This window comes from Streptomyces sp. NPDC002309, assembly GCF_053593375.1.
On sequence record NZ_JBSFCI010000025.1, the window covers coordinates 105,461 to 125,420 of the forward strand.

Consider the following 19,960-nt stretch of genomic DNA (forward strand, 5'->3'; position numbering starts at 1 on the left):
GTCGTTGCTGCAGGCTACTTGAAGTGCATCCGAGAGGTCCTGGGCATAGCGCTCACCCAGGATGAAACTGTGCGCTTCCCTTGCGCGCGTATTACGCAGGGTTACATCCAGGAAAGGGAGTCCGGCGTTCCGCGGCACTTTTCCGCAATCGGTGACCCTCATGGCGACCTCGATCCTGTGCGGGATTCCGGTCCGGGGACGGAAAGGCGGGCGGGGAATCGCCGTCAGGGAAAGCCCTTCGTACGGCTGGCTTATCCGGGCCACCGTGACCGGCGGGCCGTAGCTCGCGGTCACCGTCACGGTGAAGCGGAAGGCGACCGCCGGGAGGCGGGCGGGGAGTCGGCCGACGTAGGCGAAACGGACAGTCTGGGACGGGGGCGGCGGATCGGCCGGGGGAGGAGCCTCGGGGCGGGTGACGAGGAGGGCCGCGCCGGCGGCACCGAGGGCGGTGGCCGAGGCGGTGACCAGAAGGGCCCGGCGGTGCCGGGCGCCCCGCCGCGCGGCGCGACCGCGCGGGCGCACGGCGGCGGGCGGGGTGGCCGTCGGATCCCACGCGCGCGTGCCCTCGCCCGGCTCGACCGGACCTGTGCCGCTCAACTCCACGGCCCTCCGGTCGGCCCGCCCTCGCGGTACCGCTCCGCGCAGCGCTCCCGCGTCTGACGGACGATCAACCGGTCCGCCGCCGACCGGCCTTGGCGCCGGCGCTCGGCGCGGGCGGCGTCGACGACGTCCCGGAGGATCCCGTACTGCCCGTCGGACAGGCCCATCGACTGGTAGTCGCCGTAGGTGCCGCCGTCGAGGACCTCCCGGGACCAGTGGGTGATGATCCGGGCGCAGACCTCGGCGGGCGGGGTCGCGCGCGGGGAGGGGGAGGACGGTGCGGAGGGCCTGTCCGCAGCTGTGCCGGGGGCCGGGCCGGCGCACCCCGCGAGGAGGGCGCCGATCAGCAGTGCCGGCACGAGGGCCGCCGATCGGGTGGATCCTCCCGCTGCCATGTGCCGACGCTACGGCGCGGCGTGTCGAGCGGGCAACGGCAAGGGAGTCGGGACCGGGTCAGCCCGCCGTGCGCACCCGGTCCGCGTCACCCGGGCCCACGTCCCTCAGCAGGCACGTCAGTCGGGCCGTGCACACCCGGCGGCCGTCCTCGTCGCTGATCACGATCTCGTACGTCGCCGTCGAACGGCCCCGGTGCACGGGCGTGGCCACGCCGGTCACCAGGCCGGAGCGGACGCCCCGGTGGTGGGTGCAGTTCAGGTCGACGCCGACGGCGATCTTGGTGACGCCGCCGTGCAGCATGGAGCCGACCGAGCCGAGGGTCTCGGCCAGCACGGCCGACGCGCCGCCGTGCAGCAGCCCGTACGGCTGCGTGTTGCCCTCGACCGGCATCGTGCCGACGACGCGGTCCGCCGACGCCTCCAGGATCTGCACGCCCATCCGCGTGCCCAGATGCCCGGCGGAGAACAGGGCGGGCAGGTCGACGCCGAGTGCCGCGTACTCGTCGATGACCTCTTGCGGGAACTTCACCTGGTGCTGCTCGCCCATCGGACAGGCTCCGTTTCGTCTTCTTCGTCCGCTTCGTCGTACGTGCCCTGGTCGACGCGTACGACTGAGTGGGGCGCGTCGTGGTCGACACGCCTCGCTGAGCAAACGCTCAGTCGGTCGCCGATTGTTCCAGACGGACGACGACGGACTTGCTGGCCGGGGTGTTGCTGACGTCGGCGGTGGCGTCCAGCGGGACCAGGACGTTGGTCTCCGGGTAGTACGCGGCGGCGCAGCTCCGCGCGGTCGGGTAGTGCACGACCCGGAAACCGGGGGCCCGTCGCTCCACGCCGTCGCGCCACTCGCTCACGAGGTCGACGTACGACCCGTCGGCGACACCGAGTTCACGCGCGTCCTCGGGGTTCACGAGGACGATCCGGCGGCCGTTCCTGATGCCCCGGTAGCGGTCGTCCAGGCCGTAGATCGTGGTGTTGTACTGGTCGTGCGAGCGCAGCGTCTGCAGCAGCAGCCGTCCCTCGGGCAGCCTCGGGTACTCCACGGGCGCCGCGGTGAAGTTGGCCTTTCCGGTGGCCGTGGGGAAGCGGCGCTCGTCACGCGGGGCGTGCGGCAGGGTGAAGCCGCCGGGGCGGGCCACGCGCGCGTTGAAGTCTTCGAAGCCCGGGATCACGCGCGCGACGCGGTCGCGGATCGTGGCGTAGTCCTTCTCGAACTCCTCCCACGGCGTGGCGCTGTCCTCGCCCAGCACCCGGCGGGCCAGCCGGCAGACGATCGCCGGCTCGGACAGCAGATGGGCGCTCGCGGGCTCCAGGCGGCCACGGGAGGCGTGCACCATGCCCATGGAGTCCTCGACGGTCACGAACTGCTCGCCGCCGCCCTGGAGGTCGCGTTCGGTGCGGCCCAGCGTGGGCAGGATCAGCGCCCGCGCGCCGGTGACGACATGGCTGCGGTTGAGCTTCGTCGACACGTGCACCGTGAGCCGGGCGCGCCGCATCGCCGCCTCCGTGACGTCGGTGTCGGGCGAGGCGGACACGAAGTTGCCGCCCATGGCGAAGAAGACCTTCGCCTCGCCGTCGCGCAGGGCGCGGATCGCCCGTACGACGTCGAAGCCGTGCTCGCGCGGGGGAGCGAAGCCGAACTCCCGCTCCAGGGCGTCCAGGAAGGCGGGTGCCGGGCGTTCGAAGATGCCCATCGTGCGGTCGCCCTGCACGTTCGAGTGGCCGCGCACCGGGCAGACGCCCGCGCCGGGTCGCCCGATGTTGCCGCGCAGCAGCAGGAAGTTGACCACCTCGCGGATGGTCGGCACGGAGTGCTTGTGCTGGGTGAGGCCCATGGCCCAGCAGACGATGGTGCGCTCCGAGGCAAGCACCATGTCCAGGGCCTGTTGGATCCGCTCCTCGTCGAGGCCGGTCGCGATGAGCGTCTCGTCCCGGTCGGCGGCGCGGGCCGCGGCGGCGAACTCCTCGTAGCCGTGCGTGTGTTCGCGGACGAACTCCTCGTCGACGGCGCCCTCGGTCTGGAGTATCAGCTTGTTGAGCAGGCGGAACAGGGCCTGGTCGCCGCCGATGCGGATCTGCAGGAACAGGTCCGTGAGCGAGGATCCGCCGGTCAGGCCCTTGGCCGTCTGCGGGTTCTTGAACCGCTCCAGGCCCGCCTCGGGCAGCGGGTTGACGCTGATGATCCGCGCGCCGTTCGCCTTCGCCCGCTCCAAAGCGGAGAGCATGCGCGGGTGGTTGGTACCGGGGTTCTGGCCGGCGACGATGATCAGGTCGGCCTCGTGGAGGTCCTCCAGCAGGACGCTGCCCTTGCCGACGCCGAGGGTCTCCGACAGGGCCGAACCGGACGACTCGTGGCACATGTTCGAGCAGTCGGGAAGGTTGTTCGTGCCGAGTTCGCGGGCGAAGAGCTGGTAGAGGAACGCGGCCTCGTTGCTGGTGCGTCCCGAGGTGTAGAAGACCGCCTCGTCGGGCGAGTCGAGGGAGGTGACCTCCTCGGCGACGATGTCGAAGGCGCGCTCCCAGGAGACCGGCTCGTAGTGCTCGGCCCCCTCGGGGAGGTACATGGGGTGCGTGAGCCGGCCCTGCTGGCCCAGCCAGTAACCGCTGCGCGTCGCGAGGTCCGCCACCGGGTGCGCGGCGAAGAACTCCGGGGTGACCCGGCGCAGGGTGGCCTCCTCGGCGACCGCTTTGGCGCCGTTCTCGCAGAACTCCGCCTTGTGCCGGTGGTCCGGTTCGGGCCAGGCACAGCCGGGGCAGTCGAAGCCGTCCTTCTGGTTCACGCTGAGCAGCGTCAGCGCGGTGCGCCGCACGCCCATCTGCTGCTGGGCGATGCGCAGGGTGTGTCCGACGGCCGGGAGCCCGGCCGCCGCGTGCTGCGGCTCGGCGACCTGCGGCGCGTCCTGAACAGGGTCGGCCTTGGGCGGCTTTGTTGCCATCGCCCGCTCTCCTTCGACTCCACATGTGAGCAAGGTCTCCGATCCTCGCACGCGGCAGCAAGGGTGCGGGAGGGCGGTCTTACCTGGACTTTGGCCTGGACGTTGGCCTGGACTCGGAGTCGGATCCGGGCTCGGACACCGGCGCGGCTCGCACGGTCGTCGGTTGCCGGCGCGACGGGTGCGAGGGTGCGGGCGGTCAGGGACGCGCGGCGGGGGTCGGGGTGGCCGGCGGGAGTGTCAGGGGGGCGGTGGTGGGGGTGAGCGCGAGGGGGTGGCGGGGTGAGCGCGAGGGGTGGCGGTCGTAGCGGGTGTGAAGGGGCTCTGCGTGATGCCCGCGCGCGTGTCCGCTGCGTCGGTCGCGACCCCGTTCGCGGCGCCGGCCGCCAGGGAAGGTGATCACCGCCGCCCCGGCGGGCGGCGGGAGGACGGGGCCGGTTGTCAGTGGAGCGTGGCAGGATCGGGGGCGTGGCAGAGACAGCAGCGAAGCAGACCGACAGCACCCCCGGCGGCAGCCGCCCGCGCCTGATGCTCATGGACGGGCACTCACTGGCCTACCGCGCGTTCTTCGCGCTGCCCGCGGAGAACTTCACGACCGCGACGGGCCAGCCGACGAACGCGATCTACGGCTTCGCGTCGATGCTGGCCAACACGCTGCGCGACGAGGCGCCGACGCACTTCGCGGTGGCCTTCGACGTCTCCCGCAAGACCTGGCGCTCCGAGGAGTTCACCGAGTACAAGGCGAACCGCTCCAAGACCCCGGACGAGTTCAAGGGCCAGGTCGAGCTGATCGGCGAGCTGCTCGACGCGATGCACGCCCCGCGCTTCGCGATCGAGGGGTACGAGGCGGACGACGTCATCGCCACGCTCGCCACGCAGGCCGAGGCCGAGGGCTTCGACGTGCTGATCGTCACCGGCGACCGTGACTCCTTCCAGCTCGTCTCCGAGCACACGACGGTGCTCTACCCGACGAAGGGCGTCTCGGAGCTGACCCGGTTCACCCCGGAGAAGGTCTTGGAGAAGTACGGGTTGACGCCCGCGCAGTACCCCGACTTCGCGGCGCTGCGCGGTGACCCGTCGGACAACCTGCCCGGCATCCCCGGTGTCGGCGAGAAGACGGCCGCCAAGTGGATCAACCAGTTCGGTTCGTTCGCAGAGCTGGTCGCGCGCGTCGACGAGGTCAAGGGCAAGGCCGGGCAGAACCTGCGCGACCACCTGGAGGCGGTGAAGCTCAACCGCCGGCTCACGGAGCTGGAGCGTCAGGTGGAGCTGCCCAGGACAGTCACCGACCTCGCGCGCGCGCCGTACGACCGCAAGACCGTGGCGATGGTGCTGGACACGCTGGAGATCAGGAACCCCTCGCTGCGCGAGCGGCTCTTCGGCGTCGACCCGGGCGCCGAGGAGGCCGAGACGACGCCGGTCGTCACGGAGGGCGTGGAGCTGGACGGCACGGTGCTGGGCGCGGGCGGGCTGACGCCGTGGCTCACCGAGCACGGCACGGGCGCGCTCGGCGTCGCCACCGTCGACACCTGGGCGCTGGGCACGGGCTCGGTCGCCGAGGTCGCGCTCGCCGCGCCGGGTGGGGCGGCCGCCTGGTTCGACCCGGCCGAACTGGACGAGGCCGACGAGAGGGCGTTCGCGGCCTGGCTGGCCGACGCCGGGCGGCCCAAGACCTTCCACAACGCCAAGGGCGCGATGCGGGTCTTCGCCGAGCACGGCTGGACCATCGAGGGCGTCGCCATGGACACGGCGCTCGCCGCGTACCTGGTCAAGCCGGGGCGCCGCTCCTTCGACCTGGACGCGCTGTCCCTTGAGTACCTGCACCGGGAGCTGGCACCGGCCGCCGCGGCCGACGGACAGCTCGCCTTCGGCGCGGACGACGGCGCCGAGGCCGAGGCGCTGATGATCCAGGCCCGCGCGATCCTCGACCTGGGCGAGGTCTTCGAGAGCAGGCTGGAGGAGGTCGGCGCAGCGGACCTGCTGCGCGACGTGGAGCTGCCGACCTCCGCGCTGCTGGCCCGGATGGAGCGCGACGGCATCGCGGCCGACCGCGCCCACCTGGAAGCCATGGAACAGATGTTCGCCGGCGCGGTGCAGCAGGCCGTGAAGGAGGCGCACGCGGCGGCCGGGCACGAGTTCAACCTGGGCTCGCCCAAGCAGCTCCAGGAGGTCCTGTTCGGCGAGCTGGCCCTCCCCAAGACGAAGAAGACCAAGACCGGCTACACCACGGACGCCGACGCCTTGGCCTGGCTGGCGACCCAGACCGACAACGAACTGCCGGTGATCATGCTCCGGCACCGTGAGCAGGCGAAGCTGCGGGTCACGGTCGAGGGCCTGATCAAGACCGTCGCGACGGACGGCCGGATCCACACGACGTTCAACCAGACGGTGGCCGCGACCGGCCGCCTCTCGTCGACCGACCCGAATCTGCAGAACATCCCGGTCCGCACGGACGAGGGCCGCGCCATCCGCCGCGGCTTCGTCGTCGGCGAGGGGTACGAGTCGCTGATGACGGCCGACTACAGCCAGATCGAGCTGCGCGTCATGGCCCATCTGTCCGAGGACGCCGGCCTGATCGAGGCGTTCACCTCCGGCGAGGACCTGCACACGACGGCGGCCTCGCAGGTGTTCGCGGTCGAGCGGACGGCCGTCGACGCGGAGATGCGCCGCAAGATCAAGGCGATGTCGTACGGCCTGGCGTACGGCCTGTCGGCCTTCGGCCTCTCCCAGCAGCTGAACATCGAGGCGGCGGAGGCACGCGCCCTGATGGACGCGTACTTCGAGCGGTTCGGCGGCGTGCGGGACTATCTGCGCCGAGCGGTCGACGAGGCGCGGGCGACGGGGTACACGGCGACGCTCTTCGGGCGGCGGCGCTACCTCCCGGACCTGAACAGCGACAACCGCCAGCGGCGTGAGGCGGCCGAGCGGATGGCGCTCAACGCGCCCATCCAGGGCACGGCGGCGGACATCGTCAAGATCGCCATGCTCAAGGTGGACGGGGCGCTGCGCGAGTCCGGCCTCAGGTCCCGCCTGCTGCTCCAGGTGCACGACGAAGTCGTCCTGGAGATCGCTCCCGGGGAGCGCGAGGAGACGGAGGCACTGGTCCGCCGCGAGATGGCCGTCGCCGTCGGCCTCAGGGCGCCCCTGGACGTCTCGGTGGGCGTGGGCCCCGACTGGGAGTCCGCGGCTCACTAGTGCCGCGTCGGCCGAGGTCCGCCCCGTCGCGGTGTCCGGCACGCCCGCTCGCCGCACCGGACGGAAGCCCGAGTACGTCCCAGTACGAGGGCTTCCGGCCGGCACGCCGAGAGACCGCACCGGGCGCCGCTCCTCACGGGCGAACCTCGACCGACGCGGCACCGGGAAGGCTCGACGGCACCCCGGACCTCCACGGGCCGCTACGGCACCCCGGACCTCCACCGGCCGCTACGGCGCCCCCGGACGTCCACCGGCCTCCACCGGCGCATGCGGACGGCGCCGAGGGCGGCCACCGGCCGAGGCGGACGGCGTCGGGGGCGGCCACCGGCCCGAAGTAAAAGCCCCTGACCAGGACAAACGTCGTTCCGGGGCGTCGCCACGGAGCGTGCGCCCGGCCGCGTCTCCCCTTCCCCGCCCCGGAACCCCGGCCTCCGGCCCCACCCCCGGAGGGACCTTCACCCGCGTGGCCCCCGCGGAAAAGCACCGCGGTGCTCGCGCCCGTCAAGATGCCGCCATGGGTATACGCATGCTCAGCCGCCGGACGGCCCCGGCTCAGCTCCCGCCCGTGCCCCCGCCGCACGCGGTGGGCGCAAGCACCCCCCGCATCCCCGTGGGCCCGGCGACGGCCCTGTGCCACGCCGCGGTGGACCTCCGTCAACGGGTCGCCGTCGACTGGGAGAGACGCAGGACCGCCGCCCTCCGCTCCCGCGACACCCCGGCGTGGTACCTCTGGGCCGATCTGGCCCGCGGCTACCTGGCACTCTGCCTCACCCTGCTCCCCCGAGCCCCGCGCCCGGCACGCACACTCACCGTGTTCGTCGCCCCGCTCCCCACCGTGGCCGGAGTGATCAAGCCTCCTGACGGCTCGGGTCCCGCTCCCTGTCGACGTCTCCCGAATCGCTAGGCGGGAGAGCCGGCCGCCGCAGCCGCACGGCCACGGCACAGGCCGGCACCCCGAGTGCCAGCCCCGCCCCGGCGCCGAAACACAGCGTCGGGATCAGCTCCCAGGGCTTGGCCGCGGACCCCCAGTACGCCCACCACCGCGCCGCCCGATGAGCCGCCGCGAGTACGGCACAACCGACGATCAGAAGGCCGGCCAGCCACCGGTCCCGTACCGGCAGCAAGGGAACCCCCACCGGCTCGGCCGCGGGCATCCGCCGGAGCGCGACGGCCACGAACACGGCGATCACGGCCGCGGCCACCGCCGAGCCGCCGTACTGCAGGTACCAGTACAGCGGCGAGCCCGCGACCTCCCGTCCCAGCACCGGAAACAGCCGCATGCCCCACCTGTCGAGATGGGTGAACGCGTCCCAGACGACGTGGGTGAGCGCGCCGAGCACCGCGGACGCGTACCACCGGGCCGCCAACGCGGGCCGTACCCGCGCGCGTGCCGCCCCGCAGCGCAGCAGGGCGGCCACCCGGGGCTGCCGCCGGCGCGGCAGCAGTGCCACCAGTGGCTCGCGCACCAGCAGCCAGAGCCACACCAGCGCCCAGGCGATCAGCACGTCGATCGTGAACACCCCCGCGAAGGAGTGCGTCACGTCGCCGAACTCCATCGCTCCGGACAGCGCACTCGCCATGTAATAGGTCATGTCGGGCGCGAAGGTCCCGGCTACGAGTACGGCCGGCACCAGGGGGCCACGGCCGGTTCCGTCAGGGCGGACGACGGGCAGCACGGCTGCCGCATGGCTGAGGGTGAACGGCAACGGTGCTCCTCGGGGCGGGCGTTGGCGTCCAGTATCGGCGACCGGACGTGGCCGGCCGGCGAGCCCGAGGTGAGGACAACGCCACAACGCCGTATGGCCAAGCGGTGAAAACCGGGCGGGAACGGGTGCCCGCGCGATCGAAGTTGCCGTAGGGTCGCGTGGGTTGACGTACGGGGAAGTGCGTGCAACCGGGACCAGGGTGACAGCGGTCCCGGGGCACCGCTGAGCAGCGTCAACAGAGCAGTACCAGAAGTAGTAGTACAGAGCAGTGGCAACAGGGCATATGCGGGCGACTCGGGCGCCCAAGGGAGGGGTTCAGTTCATGGCGGCGCATTTCGGCAGGAGGCTGCGCAAGGGCGCGACGAACACCGCCGTGGCCGCGGCCGTGGCGGCGGCACTGGTCGCCTCCCAGGCCCCGGGCGTCGAGACCGACGACGCCGGCAGACAGAGCACCACCGGCACCCAGCCCTCGCCCGACACGCTCACCGACGACAGCGCGACCGGCAACTCGCCGTACTACACGGACCTGCCGCCGCTGGAGAGCCCCCGCCCCGCGCCCACCACCGGTCCCACAGCCGACCCGGCCGTCACGGGCGACGCGCACGCGGGTATCCCCGCGACCGTCCTCGACGCCTACAAGAAGGCGGAGGCCGCTCTCGGCGAGGCCAAGCCCGGCTGCAACCTGCCGTGGGAACTCCTCGCCGCCATCGGAAAGGTCGAGTCGGGCCAGGCGCGCGGCGGCAATGTCGACGCTTCCGGTGACACGATCACCCCGATCCTCGGCCCCGCCCTGAACGGCAACGGCTTCGCGCACATCAGCGACACCGACAACGGCGCGTTCGACGGCGACAGCACGTACGACCGGGCCGTGGGCCCGATGCAGTTCATCCCCTCCACCTGGGCCTGGGCGGGCCGCGACGGCAATGGTGACGGGGTCGAGAACCCCAACAACATCTACGACGCGGCCCTCGCCGCCGGCCACTACCTGTGCCGCTTCGGCTGGGACCTGTCCACCGCGGACGACCTGCGCCGCGCGATCCTCAGCTACAACAACTCCACGGACTACCTGAACACCGTCCTGTCCTGGCTGGAGTTCTACCGCAAGGGCACGCACGAGATCCCCGACGGCACCGGCCCCCTGCCCGGGAACCGCAGCGACGTCCCCGCAGGGACGAACCCGCCGGCCGAGCCGCCGCAGAAGCCGGGGACCGGGTCGCCGAAGCCGCCGCCCGGCGGTGGCACCACCCCTCCGAAGCCTGTCCCGCCGGTCACTCCGCCGGTCACCCCGCCGGTCACCCCGCCGACCCCCACCGACACGGTGCACCACCTGGAGGACGGCGGCACCGCGCAGCTCACGGCGATGGCGGGCGACGCGTTCGCCGAACGGGTCAGCACCCGTGCCGAGAGCAAGGCGGGCAAGGGCGTCGCCAAGGTGCGGGTCCGCTTCACGATCGTGGGCGCCACCGACGCCGCCTTCACGGGCGGCGAGAAGGTCGCCACGGTCGTGACCGGCACCGCGGGCGTCGCCGTGGCGCCGGCACTGAAGGCGGGCGAGGAGACCGGCGCGTTCACCGTGCGGGCGACTCTCGTCGGCCGTTCGATACCCGGCGTCGAGTACACCGCGACGGTCACCGCCCCCGCCGCGGACGCCCTCGTCCGCACCGGCGACGCCCCGCTGACCTGCCCTGTGGGCGGCGAGTTCGCCGACCAGGTCGAGGTGAAGGCGACGTACCAGGGCGCCGTGGCGGACGGAGTGGCGGTCACCGCCACCCTCATCAAGTCGGTGCTCGACCCGACCGAGAACGACAAGGGCCCCTACTTCAAGGACGCCGAGGGCGCGCCCGTACGCACCCTCACGGGTCTGGAGACGGACGCGAACGGCCTGCTGAAGCTGCCCAAGCTGTACGCCGACGACAACGCCGGTTCGTACATGCTCCGGCTCACCACCGAGGGCGGCGCGACGCTCAACGTGCTGCTGGAGGTGACGGCGGCCCAGACGCCCGATCCCACCCCCACTCCCACGCCCACTCCGTCCGAGCCCACCGGCGAGCCGACGGCCCCGAACGCGTAGGCGCCGGGCATCCCCCGGCACGGCGGCGGCGCTCCTCCCGAAAGGGCGGGGCGCCGCCGCCGTGTGCGACGTGTTCTCATCTCGCCCGCTCGTTGCTACGGTGCCGGATCTGACGAAGTATCAGTTCCAGCTCGCACGGAGGCAGGTATGCGTGCCCTGATCGCCGCGGCGACCGGTCTCGCCGTCGCCGTCGCCCTGGTGCTCACGATCACGGCCATGGGTGCGCCGACGGGGGAGACGTCCCCGAAACCGCTGCTGACGACGGTGCCGGCACACCCGTGACCCCGGCGGAGGGAGACCGCGATGCGCCGCAGGACCAGCCTCATTCTGCTCGCCCTCGCCGTGTTCTTCGCGGCGCTGTCCCCGCTGCTGCGCTGGTACGCCTTCCCGCGCCTGGCCAAGATCCCGCCGAACCAGTACCAGGACATGGTCCTGGAGGCGAGGGACGCCACCCTCCTCGACTACGGCACCATGCGGGCCCGCAAGGTCGCCAAGGTGACCATCGTGCAGACCCTCAAGGGGAACGTGGAGGCCTCCGAACGGATCGAGCGGACGGCGGGGCGGGACGTCGTCGTCTGGGACGGCCTGTCCTACGTCCAGGGCCCCGACGGCGAGATGGTCTCCCGCTTCCCCGAGCGCTACATCTTCGACGCCCACACCCAGGAACCCGTCCACGCCACCGGTGAGTCGGTCGACGGCGACCCCGTACGGCGCGAGGGCATCGAGTTCAAATGGCCGTTCCTGACGGAGAAGCGGGACTACGAGTACTTCGACGCGCAGGCGCGCCTCACCGCACCCATCCACTACAAGGGGACCCAGACCTTCCGTGGCGTCGAGGTCTACTACTTCGAGCAGACGATCCCGTGGACGAAGGTTGCGTTCCCCAAGGTCATGCCTGTCGAGGGCATCACGCCCGAGTCCGTGGCCGCCACGGGAACGACGCGCTGGTACACCACGGTCCGCAAGTTCTGGGTGGAACCGCTCACCGGCGCCCCCGTCTACGGCGAGGAGATCCACAAGGAGGAACTCCGCGGCGGCACCCTGCTCGGCGACCGCGACAGGGTCACCGCGTTCGCGGGCCACGTGAAGATGCGCGAGGACTACATCGACCACACGGTCGACCTCGTCTCCTCCAACCGCACCCTCGTCCTGCTCCTGACCTCGTACCTGCCCTGGGGCTTGCTGACCCTCGGCGTCCTCCTGCTCGCCCTCGCCCTCTACCTGGAGGCCCGTGGCCGCCGCCCCGGCGACCCGGCTCCCGAGCAGACGGCGGAACCGGAACCGGTCAGCGCCTGAGCCGCGCGTTGGTGTGCCGGGTGGGCTCGGCGGTGGCCGGGTCCTCGGGCCAGGGGTGCCTGGGGTAGCGGCCGCGCAGCTCCGCCCGTACGCCCCTGTAGCCGTCCCGCCAGAAGGAGGCCAGGTCGGCGGTGACCGCGACGGGCCGGCCGGCGGGGGAGAGGAGATGCACGAGCACCGGGACCCCCGCGAGGGCGGGCGATTCCCGCGACCCGAACATCTCCTGCAACTTCACCGCCAGGACGGGCCGCTCGGGATCTGTGTAGTCCACCCGGATCCGCGACCCGCTCGGCACGGTGATCCGCTCGGGGGCGAGCTCGTCCATCCGCGCCGCCTCATTGCCGGCCCAGGGCAGCAACCGGGACAGCGCCTCGCCGGCATCGATCCGCGCCAGATCACCCCGCCGCCGCGCCCGGCTCAGCTCGGGCTCCAGCCACTCCTCCACGCGCGCGTGGAGCGCCTCGTCGGACACGTCCGGCCACGGCTCCCCGAGACGCGCCCGCAGAAAGCCGAGCCGCAGACGCAGCCCGCTCGCCTCCGGCGACCACCGCAACAGCCCGAGCCCCTCCCGCCGCAACCCGTCCACCAGCGCGTCCCGTACGAGGCCGGGTGCCGCCTCGGACAGCGGACGCACCGCCAGTTCGACCGCCCCGAGCCGCTCGACCCGGCGCGCGACCACGTCACCGTCGTGCCAACGGACCTCCTGCGCCTCGGTGCGCAACGCCCCCGCGGCCAGCCCGGCGACCTCCTCGTCCACCTCGGCGGCGAGCCGCACGCGCGCGTGCCTCTGGCCGAGAGGGCGGTCGGCCACCGCGACGGCGAGCCAGTCCGCTCCCCGCAGCGGTGAGTCCTCCCCGACCTCGGCCCGGGTCCCGGAGACCATGAGGTACGACCCGCCGTCCGCCCTGGCGACCCGCTCGGGGAAGGCGAGGGCGGCGACGACACCGGCGGCCTCCCCGTCCCCGTCCACCGACCGGCGGCGACCGGCCGGCGGACCGGCGGCCTCCGTCAGGAGGGACCGCAGCCGCCGGACCTCGGCACGCCACCGGCCGGAGTAGGCGTCACCGCCACGCCGCGCGGCCCGCAGGGCGGCGGCGAGATCGTCCCCGTACTCCCGAGGCGGCTCCTCGCTCAGCAGAGCGACGACCTCGGCGGACCTCTCGGCCCCGACATGGGCCGCCGCGTCGAGCAGGGCCCGCCCCAATCGGGGATGCAGCCCCAGCCGGGCCAGCCGCAGCCCCCGCTCCGTCGCCCGGCCGGCGGAGTCGACGGCTCCCACCGCGCGCAGTACGTCGCGCGCCGCCGCCATCGCCCCGTCCGGCGGCGGATCGAGCAACGCCAGCCCGGACGCCCCCGGATCCCCCCAGCAGGCCACCTGCAGCGCGAACGCCGTCAGGTCGGCCACCTGGATCTCGGGCGCGGGAAACCGCGTCAGACGCGGGTCCTCGGCCTCCGCCCAGCAGCGGTACACGGCCCCCGGCGCCTCCCGCCCGGCCCGCCCCGCCCGCTGCCGCCCCGACGCCTGCGAGGCCCGTACCGTCGTCAGCGCGCTCAGCCCGCGCGCGTGGTCCACCCGTGGCTCGCGCGCCAGCCCCGAGTCGACGACCACGCGCACACCGGGAACCGTCAGGGACGACTCGGCGACGGAGGTCGCCAGCACCACCCGGCGCCGCGCCCCCGCCGACAGCACCGCGTCCTGCACGGCCGCCGGCGCCCGCCCGTGCACCTGGAGCACCTCGACGTCCCCCGCGTCCCCGAGCTGACCGGCGACCCTCGCGATCTCCCCGACGCCCGGCAGGAAGCACAGCACGTCCCCCGTCCGCTCGGTCAGCGCCTGCCGCACCACGGACGCCACATGGCCGAGCAGCGCCGGATCGACGCGCATGCCGTGCGGCGGCCGTACCGGACGCGTCGGCGGCGCCCACACCACCTCCACCGGGTACGAGGCGCCCTCCGCCGCGACCACGGGCGCCCCGCCCAGCAGCCGGGCCCAGCCCTGCGCGTCCGTCGTCGCCGACGCGGCCACCAGCCGCAGCTCGGGCCGCAGCGCCTCCCGGACGTCCCACAGGAACGCCGCCACCGTGTCCGCGTCCAGATGCCGCTCGTGGCACTCGTCGAGGATCACCACGTCGACGCCGCTCAGCTCCTGGTCCCGCTGGAGCCGCTGCAGCAGCACACCGGTCGTCACGACCTCCACGCGCGTGTGGCGTCCGACGACCCGCTCGCCGCGCACTGTGTAGCCGACGCTCTCTCCGACGCGCTCGCCCAGCAGCCACGCCATCCGGCGGGCCGCCGCCCGGGCCGCGATCCGCCGGGGCTCGGCCACCACCACCCGCCGCTCCGGCCCCTCGCCGAGCAGCCCCGCCAGCGCGAGCGGCACCAACGTCGTCTTTCCGGTGCCCGGCGGCGCGACGAGGACGGCCGTGCCGTGCCCGTCCAGGGCCTCACGCAGGGCGGGCAGGGCGGTGCGTACGGGGAGCGCGTCCAGGGCGTCGTGGCGGATCACGCCCCCTAGTCTCGTACGGCCGCGACACCGGCCCCGCGCGCGTGTGCTTCGTGGAGGGAGACGACCGTGGACCTCACGCACTCCGACCGGCCCCGCGCGCGTGTGCTTCGTGGTCGCGCGGGTACGCCGCGTACGGGCACCACGCGTCGCGTACGCGCCCGTGTGCGCGGTGTAAGCGAAGGGGCGGGGCTCAGTCCCGTTCGCACACGAAGATCGCCGTGCCTGGGATCAGGTTCCCGCGCAGCGGCGACCAGCCACCCCACTCGGAGGTGTTCCAGGCCGGCCACTCCGGCTCCACGAGGTCCACGAGCCGGAACCCGGAGGCCACGAGGTCCCGGACACGGTCGCCGAGCGTCCTGTGGTGCTCGACGTACACCGCCCGGCCGTTGTCGTCCTGCTCCACGTAGGGAGTGCGGTCGAAGTACGAGGCCGAGACGCTCAGACCGTCGGTGCCGGGCTCGTCCGGGAACGCCCAGCGGATCGGATGCGTCACCGAGAACACGAACCGGCCACCCGGCCGCAGCGTCCGCCGCACCTCCCGCAGGACCATCCGGGGATCCGCGACGAAGGGCAACGCCCCGTACGCCGAGCAGGCCAGGTCGAACGAGGCGTCCGCGAAGGGGAGGGCGGTCGCGTCGGCGCATACCAGGGGGAACGCCCCACCGATGCGCAGCGCGTGCTGGAGCTGGCGGTGGGAGAGGTCCAGGGCCACCGGATGTGCCCCCTGCGCGGCCAGCCAGCGCGCGCACTGGGCCGCCCCCGAGCCGATCTCCAGGACGTGCTTGCCCTTCAGCTGCTCCGACGGGCCGAGCAGCTCCGCCTCCACCTCGTCGAGCCCCTCGGGGCCCCACACGAAGCGGTCGTCACCCAGGAAGGTGCCGTGCTCGGTCTGGTATTCGTCCGCGTTGCGGTCCCACCAGCCCCGGTTGGCCCGGGCGCTCTCCGCGACGTCAGCGGTGCGGCGGGTCGCCTCCGGCTCGAACGCTTCCGGCTCTTGGATGATCGGCTCCCTCGTCGTAATCTGCCGTCCCACCCGTACCCGGGGTGTCCCGGGAGGGGAGTCCCACCGCCCACGTGGCCTCAGGAGACAGGTTTTGTGCCGGAAATGGGGCGATCCGCCCCGGGTGTGCGCCTTCGCGCATTGACCACATCCGGCTGCCCCCGTATGCTACAAGTTGCGCTGCGGGCCTGCGCTCCTCAGACGTAGCAGGCTGCGCTCGCATCTGTTGTATGTCCCCTCGGTTCTCGAGGCGCTGCCGCCAGTCACTGGCGGAGCGCTTCCTTGGCTGTCCGGCTTCTGCAGAGCGAAACGGGCTCCCGGCGTAAGCAGTACCTACGACTTCAATGTCCGTACCGGAGCCCTTTCCCACATGACGAGCAGCACCGAGACCACCGCCACCACCCCGCAGGTTGCGGTCAACGACATCGGTAACGAGGAAGCATTCCTCGCCGCGATCGACGAGACGATCAAGTACTTCAACGACGGCGACATCGTCGACGGCGTCATCGTGAAGGTCGACCGGGACGAGGTCCTGCTCGACATCGGTTACAAGACCGAAGGTGTCATCCCGAGCCGCGAGCTCTCGATCAAGCACGACGTCGACCCGAACGAGGTCGTCAAGGTCGGCGACGAGATCGAGGCCCTTGTTCTCCAGAAGGAGGACAAGGAAGGCCGCCTGATCCTCTCGAAGAAGCGCGCCCAGTACGAGCGCGCCTGGGGCACGATCGAGAAGATCAAGGAAGAGGACGGCATCGTCACCGGCACCGTCATCGAGGTGGTCAAGGGTGGTCTCATCCTCGACATCGGCCTCCGTGGCTTCCTGCCGGCCTCCCTCGTCGAGATGCGCCGTGTCCGCGACCTCCAGCCCTACGTGGGCAAGGAGCTCGAGGCCAAGATCATCGAGCTGGACAAGAACCGCAACAACGTGGTCCTGTCCCGCCGCGCCTGGCTCGAGCAGACCCAGTCCGAGGTCCGCCAGACCTTCCTCACGACCCTCCAGAAGGGTCAGGTCCGCTCCGGCGTCGTCTCCTCGATCGTCAACTTCGGTGCCTTCGTGGACCTCGGTGGCGTCGACGGTCTGGTCCACGTCTCCGAGCTTTCCTGGAAGCACATCGACCACCCCTCCGAGGTCGTCGAGGTCGGCCAGGAGGTCACGGTCGAGGTCCTCGACGTCGACATGGACCGCGAGCGTGTCTCCCTGTCGCTGAAGGCGACCCAGGAAGACCCGTGGCAGCAGTTCGCCCGCACGCACCAGATCGGCCAGGTCGTGCCCGGCAAGGTCACGAAGCTGGTTCCGTTCGGTGCGTTCGTCCGCGTGGACGAGGGCATCGAGGGTCTGGTCCACATCTCCGAGCTGGCCGAGCGCCACGTGGAGATCCCGGAGCAGGTCGTCCAGGTCAACGACGAGATCTTCGTCAAGGTCATCGACATCGACCTCGAGCGCCGCCGCATCAGCCTCTCGCTGAAGCAGGCCAACGAGTCCTTCGGTGCCGACCCGGCCTCGGTCGAGTTCGACCCGACCCTGTACGGCATGGCCGCGTCGTACGACGACCAGGGCAACTACATCTACCCCGAGGGCTTCGACCCCGAGACCAACGACTGGCTCGAGGGCTACGAGACCCAGCGCGAGGCGTGGGAGGGCCAGTACGCCGAGGCGCAGCAGCGCTTCGAGCAGCACCAGGCCCAGGTCATCAAGTCCCGCGAGGCCGACGCCGCTGCCGCGGCCGAGGGCGGCGACGCGGCGGGTGCGGCTCCGGCCGCGTCCGGCGGTTCCTACTCCTCCGAGGGCCCGGACAACTCCGGCGCGCTGGCCTCGGACGAGGCGCTCGCCGCGCTGCGCGAGAAGCTGGCGGGCGGCCAGAGCTGAACGCTCACCGCTGAGGCCTAGCCGACAGCGAAGGGCCCGCACCCACGTGGTGCGGGCCCTTTGGCGTGTCCGTGGCCGACGTGAACTCGGCGCTTCCCGCGATCCGTTCGCCGGCACCGGCATCGGCCGATCTTGGGGCGCCGGGCGGGAATGCCCGTCCTGCGAGCGGCGTTGTGGCGTACGGACACAAGGAGGAGCGGTCACTGTGCTTGATCCGCAGGGTTTGTACTCGTGGGAGCCGAAGGGGCTGGCCGTCGTCGACATGGCGCTCGCCCAGGAGTCGGCCGGACTTGTCATGCTCTATCACTTCGACGGTTACATCGACGCGGGCGAGACCGGCGGCCAGATCGTCGACCGGCTCCTCGACGCGTTGCCCCACCAGGTCGTCGCCCGATTCGACCACGACCGGCTCGTGGACTACCGCGCCCGCCGTCCTCTGCTGACCTTCAAGCGTGACCGCTGGACCGACTACGAGGAGCCCACGCTCGCCGTGCGGCTCGTCCAGGACGCGACGGGGGCGCCCTTCCTGCTGCTGTCCGGCCCCGAGCCCGACGTCGAGTGGGAGCGCTTCGCCGCGGCCGTGGACCAGATCGCGGAGCGCCTCGGCGTGCGCCTCGCCGTGAACGTCCACGGCATCCCGATGGGCGTCCCGCACACCCGCCCGGTGGGCCTCACGCCGCACGGCAACCGCACCGACCTCGTGCCGGGCCATCCCAGCCCCTTCGACGAGGCCAAGGTGCCGGGCAGCGCCGAGACCCTCGTGGAGTACCGCCTCATGGAGGCCGGTCACGACGTCCTCGGCGTCGCCGCGCACGTCCCGCACTACATCGCCCGCTCGGCGTATCCGGACGCGGCCCTCACCGTCCTGGAGGCCGTCACGGCCGCCACGGGACTGGTGCTGCCGGGCATCGCGCACTCCCTGCGCACGGACGCCCATCGCACCCAGACCGAGATCGACCGGCAGATCCAGGAGGGCGACGACGAACTCACCGCTCTCGTGCAGGGGCTCGAGAACCAGTACGACGCCGTCGCGGGCGCCGAGAGCCGCGGCAACATGCTCGCGGAGCCGGTGGAGATTCCGTCGGCCGACGAGATCGGGCAGGAGTTCGAGCGGTTCCTGGCGGAGCGTGAAGGGGAGAACTGAGCGGGGGAGCGGGGGAGCGTGAGGGGCAAGGGGGCAGGGGGAAAGCGGTGCGGGCGGTTCGGGAGACGGAGTGGGCCGGGGTGGTGGCCTGCGGTGCGGCGTGTCCCCGCAGGGTGTCTCGTCACCGCAAGGGCCTAAGCTTCCGCTCATGCTGAAGGTGGGCCTGACCGGTGGGATCGGTGCCGGCAAGAGTGAGGTGTCGCGGCTGCTCGTGGAGAGCGGGGCCGTGCTGATCGACGCCGACCGCATCGCACGCGAGGTGGTCGCACCCGGCACCCCCGGCCTGGCTGCCGTGGTGGAGGCGTTCGGCGAAGAGGTGCTCACGCCGGACGGCGGCCTGGACCGGCCCAAGCTCGGCTCGATCGTCTTCGCCGACCCGGAGCGACTGTCCGTCCTCAACTCGATCGTGCATCCCCTGGTGGGTGCCCGTTCCCGAGAGCTGGAGTCCGCGGCCACGGAGGACGCCGTCGTCGTCCACGACGTACCGCTCCTCACCGAGAACGGCCTGTCGCCGCTCTACGACCTCGTGATCGTCGTCGACGCCGCGCCCGGGACCCAGCTCGACCGGCTAGTACGGCTGCGGGGCATGACCGAAGAGGACGCACGCGCGCGTATGGCCGCCCAGGCCACGCGCGAGGAGCGCCTCCGGGTCGCGGACATCGTGATCGACAACGACGTGCCGCTGCCGCGGTTGCAAGGGCGGGTGAAGGAGGTGTGGGCGGACCTGGTGCGCCGGGCGCAGGCGCCTCGGGGTTCGTCCCAGGAGGGGCCCCGGCGGTAGCGGTGGTGAAGTCTCGGGAATAGCGGCCGTCGGAGCGGGCGTTGAATGTCGGCAGTAAGGGAAGGACTCTGCCGTGCCCGAGACCAGCGGTTCGACCGGACGTTCACCGGAGACGCATGTCATCGACTACCGCGCCGCCGAGCAACTGCTCGCCGCGCGCGATCCGCGAGGCGCGGTGAAGCTGCTCGACTCCGTCATCGCCGCCCACCCCGAGAACACGGCGGCCAGGCTCCTGCGCGCGCGTGCCTTTTTCGCCGCCGCGCAACTGCGTCCCGCGGAGCTGGAGTTCACGATCGTCCTGGAGCGGGAACCGGACAACGCGTTCGCGCATTTCGCGCTCGCCCGCACCTATGAGCGGCAGGGGCGGCCTGATCAGGCGAAGCGGCATTTCCGGCTGGCGGCCGCGCTGGATCCGAACCCGGAGTATCTGAAGGCGGCGCGGTTCGAGGAGTGAGCCGTGCGGGTC

General features: G+C 72.3%; 14 protein-coding genes. 8 read left to right on the top strand and 6 right to left on the bottom strand.

The features are described 5' to 3' along the window. Positions 1–593: 593 nt before the first annotated feature. The 3 genes from ACWCPM_RS21820 to ACWCPM_RS21830 all read right to left on the bottom strand — a co-directional run bounded on the left by ACWCPM_RS21820 (position 594) and on the right by ACWCPM_RS21830 (position 3,931). A complete protein-coding gene (locus tag ACWCPM_RS21820; protein ID WP_450977889.1) occupies positions 594–995 on the bottom strand; it encodes a hypothetical protein in 402 nt (133 codons plus the stop codon). A gap of 58 nt (positions 996–1,053) precedes the next feature. After that, positions 1,054–1,542: a hotdog fold thioesterase gene (locus tag ACWCPM_RS21825; protein ID WP_450977890.1), complete on the bottom strand. Its 489-nt coding sequence runs from the start codon at positions 1,540–1,542 to the stop codon at positions 1,054–1,056. 109 nt (positions 1,543–1,651) lie between these two features. Further along, positions 1,652–3,931 (bottom strand): FdhF/YdeP family oxidoreductase, encoded by a 2,280-nt coding sequence (locus ACWCPM_RS21830; RefSeq protein ID WP_450977891.1) that lies wholly within the window; start codon positions 3,929–3,931, stop codon positions 1,652–1,654. Positions 3,932–4,396: 465 nt separating this feature from the next. On the opposite strand from ACWCPM_RS21830, the gene polA reads away from it, so the two are divergent. Continuing rightward, complete coding sequence (polA, locus tag ACWCPM_RS21835) at positions 4,397–7,123, top strand: DNA polymerase I (protein ID WP_450977892.1); 2,727 nt, start codon at positions 4,397–4,399, stop codon at positions 7,121–7,123. 848 nt (positions 7,124–7,971) lie between these two features. Here polA and ACWCPM_RS21840 read toward each other — a convergent pair. Further along, positions 7,972–8,829 (bottom strand): DUF4184 family protein, encoded by an 858-nt coding sequence (locus tag ACWCPM_RS21840; protein ID WP_450977893.1) that lies wholly within the window; start codon positions 8,827–8,829, stop codon positions 7,972–7,974. A 322-nt stretch (positions 8,830–9,151) separates the two neighbouring features. On the opposite strand from ACWCPM_RS21840, the gene ACWCPM_RS21845 reads away from it, so the two are divergent. The 3 genes from ACWCPM_RS21845 to ACWCPM_RS21855 all read left to right on the top strand — a co-directional run bounded on the left by ACWCPM_RS21845 (position 9,152) and on the right by ACWCPM_RS21855 (position 12,196). Then, positions 9,152–10,900 (top strand): lytic transglycosylase domain-containing protein, encoded by a 1,749-nt coding sequence (locus ACWCPM_RS21845; RefSeq protein WP_450977894.1) that lies wholly within the window; start codon positions 9,152–9,154, stop codon positions 10,898–10,900. A gap of 147 nt (positions 10,901–11,047) precedes the next feature. Then, positions 11,048–11,182 carry an SPW_0924 family protein gene (locus ACWCPM_RS21850; protein ID WP_450977895.1) on the top strand — a complete coding sequence of 45 codons (135 nt, stop codon included), beginning with the start codon at positions 11,048–11,050 and terminating at the stop codon, positions 11,180–11,182. Positions 11,183–11,203: 21 nt separating this feature from the next. Further along, positions 11,204–12,196 carry a DUF3068 domain-containing protein gene (locus ACWCPM_RS21855; protein ID WP_450977896.1) on the top strand — a complete coding sequence of 331 codons (993 nt, stop codon included), beginning with the start codon at positions 11,204–11,206 and terminating at the stop codon, positions 12,194–12,196. On the opposite strand, the gene hrpB is transcribed toward ACWCPM_RS21855, so the two are convergent. Together hrpB and ACWCPM_RS21865 are read right to left on the bottom strand one after the other, a co-directional pair. After that, positions 12,186–14,702, bottom strand: a complete 2,517-nt coding sequence (hrpB, locus tag ACWCPM_RS21860; RefSeq protein WP_450977897.1) for an ATP-dependent helicase HrpB — start codon at positions 14,700–14,702, stop codon at positions 12,186–12,188. The genes ACWCPM_RS21855 and hrpB overlap by 11 nt on opposite strands. A 190-nt stretch (positions 14,703–14,892) precedes the next feature. Beyond that, entirely contained in the window at positions 14,893–15,735 is an 843-nt protein-coding gene (locus ACWCPM_RS21865) for a class I SAM-dependent methyltransferase (RefSeq protein ID WP_450977898.1), read from the bottom strand. A gap of 337 nt (positions 15,736–16,072) precedes the next feature. Here ACWCPM_RS21865 and rpsA point away from each other — a divergent pair, with 337 nt between their 5' ends. From rpsA to ACWCPM_RS21885, 4 genes are all read left to right on the top strand, one after another. Further along, positions 16,073–17,569, top strand: coding sequence for a 30S ribosomal protein S1 (rpsA, locus tag ACWCPM_RS21870; RefSeq protein ID WP_450977899.1), 1,497 nt, complete (start codon positions 16,073–16,075; stop codon positions 17,567–17,569). 205 nt (positions 17,570–17,774) lie between these two features. Continuing rightward, positions 17,775–18,713 (top strand): PAC2 family protein, encoded by a 939-nt coding sequence (locus ACWCPM_RS21875; protein ID WP_450977900.1) that lies wholly within the window; start codon positions 17,775–17,777, stop codon positions 18,711–18,713. 148 nt (positions 18,714–18,861) lie between these two features. After that, positions 18,862–19,494, top strand: coding sequence for a dephospho-CoA kinase (gene coaE / locus ACWCPM_RS21880; protein WP_450977901.1), 633 nt, complete (start codon positions 18,862–18,864; stop codon positions 19,492–19,494). A gap of 73 nt (positions 19,495–19,567) precedes the next feature. Continuing rightward, positions 19,568–19,948, top strand: coding sequence for a tetratricopeptide repeat protein (locus ACWCPM_RS21885; protein ID WP_450977902.1), 381 nt, complete (start codon positions 19,568–19,570; stop codon positions 19,946–19,948). Positions 19,949–19,960 lie beyond the last annotated feature (12 nt).

Excerpts from the sequence above, each read along its gene's own strand:
- ACWCPM_RS21820 (WP_450977889.1), bottom strand. The coding sequence starts at position 995 with ATGGCAGCGGGAGGATCCACCCGATCGGCGGCCCTCGTGCCGGCACTG.
- ACWCPM_RS21825 (WP_450977890.1), bottom strand. The coding sequence starts at position 1,542 with ATGGGCGAGCAGCACCAGGTGAAGTTCCCGCAAGAGGTCATCGACGAG.
- ACWCPM_RS21830 (WP_450977891.1), bottom strand. The coding sequence starts at position 3,931 with ATGGCAACAAAGCCGCCCAAGGCCGACCCTGTTCAGGACGCGCCGCAG.
- ACWCPM_RS21845 (WP_450977894.1), top strand. The coding sequence starts at position 9,152 with ATGGCGGCGCATTTCGGCAGGAGGCTGCGCAAGGGCGCGACGAACACC.
- ACWCPM_RS21850 (WP_450977895.1), top strand. The coding sequence starts at position 11,048 with ATGCGTGCCCTGATCGCCGCGGCGACCGGTCTCGCCGTCGCCGTCGCC.
- ACWCPM_RS21855 (WP_450977896.1), top strand. The coding sequence starts at position 11,204 with ATGCGCCGCAGGACCAGCCTCATTCTGCTCGCCCTCGCCGTGTTCTTC.
- rpsA (WP_450977899.1), top strand. The coding sequence starts at position 16,073 with ATGACGAGCAGCACCGAGACCACCGCCACCACCCCGCAGGTTGCGGTC.
- coaE (WP_450977901.1), top strand. The coding sequence starts at position 18,862 with ATGCTGAAGGTGGGCCTGACCGGTGGGATCGGTGCCGGCAAGAGTGAG.